Origin of the sequence: uncultured Nisaea sp. (assembly GCF_963974195.1) — a bacterium.
GTDB lineage: Bacteria > Pseudomonadota > Alphaproteobacteria > Thalassobaculales > Thalassobaculaceae > Nisaea.
The window spans coordinates 1-2,514 of sequence record NZ_CAXBDC010000202.1; the positions used below are offsets into that span (position 1 = coordinate 1).

Genomic DNA, 2,514 nt, shown 5'->3' on the forward strand with positions numbered 1-2,514 from the left:
AGTCTTATCAAAACGCCGAATGTGGGCTGGATCCCTCAACACCCGGTCAAGGCCGGGAGCGGGACCAAAAACAATTGAAACCGACGAGCATTAGCTCGCGGCAGTGGAGATAGCGAAAATCGAGACCAAATTCAAGTCAAGAGATATGCATGGCTGCGTTGCACTGGCGATTCGGCATCCGGCAAGCTTGCGGTTGTTCAAGTAACCCGGGCCTCCTGCTCAGTCTCGCAGGAGCCATCGTCAGCTCATTTCAATGCAAGGAAACGCCTCTGGCCTCAATGAGCCGGTGGTCCGATTGGAGCGGGTGAAGGGAATCGAACCCTCGTATTCAGCTTGGGAAGCTGATGTTCTACCATTGAACTACACCCGCAACGCCGCCAAAGATGCGCAAGCGGCCCCCTGCTTACAAGTGAAATCGTTCAGGGCGTAGAAGTGAAACCATTCAGCAAGCATTTTCCTCTAAATGTATCTATGAAAGTTGAAAAACCAGCCCCGTTCTGGTTGAAATGTACCCAATGAACTGACCGCAGTTGAAGAAATCGGCTGCAAAGGAGGTAAGAAATGGTCTCCTCAACCGTCGACGACATCGGCTCTCTTGCAGAGCTCGTATCGGATTCGGGAACGCTGACGATCACGTCCGGTACTCTGCAGACCGGCAGTCTGGATAGCGCACGCGGCTATGCCACCATTGCTGTCAACAGCAATGCCGCGCACGAGATTGCCTTCGCGCAAGATTATCTTTTCACTCCTTCCGGAACCATTACGATCACCTTCAGCAGCACGCTTGGCGTCACCGTATCCGGCGTCAATCTGCTTGGCACCCAAACCAAGATCAACGCCACTCTCACGAACGGAGCGGATACCTTCAGCGGTGGGCCGGACAACGACACCGTGACCGGTGGCGGCGGTCTCGACGTGCTCTATGGAGGCGCCGGGCTCGGGCAGGACCTGCTCTATGGTGGGGCATCGAATGATGTGGTCTATGGCAATATCGGCGACGACAGCCTGTATGGGGATTCCGGAGCCGATACCCTTTTCGGGGGACAGGGCAATGACTCCCTGTTCGGCGGTGAAGACAATGACAGCATCATTGGCGGAGCCGGGAACGACCAGGCTTCGGGCGGAGCCGGAATAGACTCCCTGTTCGGCAACGCGGGCACGGACTCTCTCTTCGGAGGCGATGGAGACGATTTCATCTACGGCAACGCCGGAGCGGACCTGCTTGTTGGCGGGGCAGGAAACGATGCGCTTTTTGGCGGGCAGGACTCCGATACAATCAGCGCCGATTCCGGCAATGATTCCGTGTTTGGCGGAGCAGGAAACGACGTGGTGTCCGGCGTTGACGGCAATGATCTGATTTATGGTAATCAAGGCGATGACACGCTGTCCGGCGATACGGGCAATGACACCCTCTTTGGCGGAGCAGGAAACGACCTCCTGGCCGGCGGTGATAACGCCGACCGGCTCGCCGGGAACAAAGGGGCCGACATTATCTATGGTAATGCCGGAGCCGATCTGATTTACGGCAATCAGGACAATGACATCCTTTATGGCGGCGCCGATGCGGATACGCTCTATGGCGGATCGGGTGGCGATCTGCTGATTGGCGGCGCCGGTGCTGACATCCTCGCGGGAAATGCGGGGAATGACACGATCTCCGGCAGTGACGGCGCAGATACCATCTCAATGATCGGCAACGGTTCCGGGGCCGATACGGTCCTGGATTTCAACATTGCGGAGGACCGTGTCCTGCTCGCCTCCGGCACGACGCACAGCACAACGGCATCAGGCACGAGCACGATTGTAAACCTGAGCGATGGCGGCACGATCACGCTGGTCGGCGTCTCCCAAGGAGCTGTTTCCGACGGCCTGTTCATTTTCGGATAACCGTTTCGCCGCCCCCTCTGCCGCTTTACAGGCCCCGATAGTCACGACATGGTGAGGGATTGTGCAGGTGCAGGCACTTGCCCGTCCAGCCGCGGTAGCGCAGGGTGCGCCCGATATGGACTCTTCCGATTTTCGCTCCACATATAGCGTTGAAACCGGAAGTCGGCAGCGATGGACGGTGACGGTGCGCATGAGGAGTGACACGGTTGTACAGCGAGACCACGGGCCCGATCAGAGTCTTCGTCGAACCCCATTACCTTCCGGACCATTCCGATCCGGAGGACCATCGCTATGTCTGGGCCTACAGGGTCACGATAGAGAATCTCGGCGACGAGGAAGTACGCCTGCGGGCGCGCCATTGGGAAATCACCGATGCTCTCGGACGCCAGCAGAAGGTCGATGGACCCGGCGTCGTCGGCGAGCAGCCAGTGATCCGGCCCGGCGAAAGTTTCGAATATACCAGCGGCACACCGCTTGGAACGCCTTCGGGTTTCATGAGTGGTCACTACGATATGACAGGCCCTGACGGGCAGGTTTTCACTGTTTCGGTACCCAGTTTCGCACTGGATCTTCCGGAAGCGGCCGGACGGCCAAACTGAGCGGATGCGCAAAGCGGGCATCCATTGG

The 2,514-nt window shown here is 58.1% G+C and carries 2 protein-coding genes and 1 tRNA gene; 2 read left to right on the top strand and 1 reads right to left on the bottom strand.

The window, feature by feature from the left end; all coding sequences use genetic code 11:
* Nucleotides 1-296: 296 nt before the first annotated feature.
* A tRNA-Gly gene (locus tag AAC126_RS22185) sits at nt 297-370 on the bottom strand.
* Nucleotides 371-561: 191 nt separating this feature from the next.
* Here AAC126_RS22185 and AAC126_RS22190 point away from each other — a divergent pair.
* Nucleotides 562-1,887 carry a calcium-binding protein gene (locus AAC126_RS22190; RefSeq protein WP_339857635.1) on the top strand — a complete coding sequence of 442 codons (1,326 nt, stop codon included), beginning with the start codon at nt 562-564 and terminating at the stop codon, nt 1,885-1,887.
* 206 nt (nt 1,888-2,093) lie between these two features.
* Nucleotides 2,094-2,486 carry a Co2+/Mg2+ efflux protein ApaG gene (apaG, locus tag AAC126_RS22195; protein WP_339857638.1) on the top strand — a complete coding sequence of 131 codons (393 nt, stop codon included), beginning with the start codon at nt 2,094-2,096 and terminating at the stop codon, nt 2,484-2,486.
* Nucleotides 2,487-2,514 lie beyond the last annotated feature (28 nt).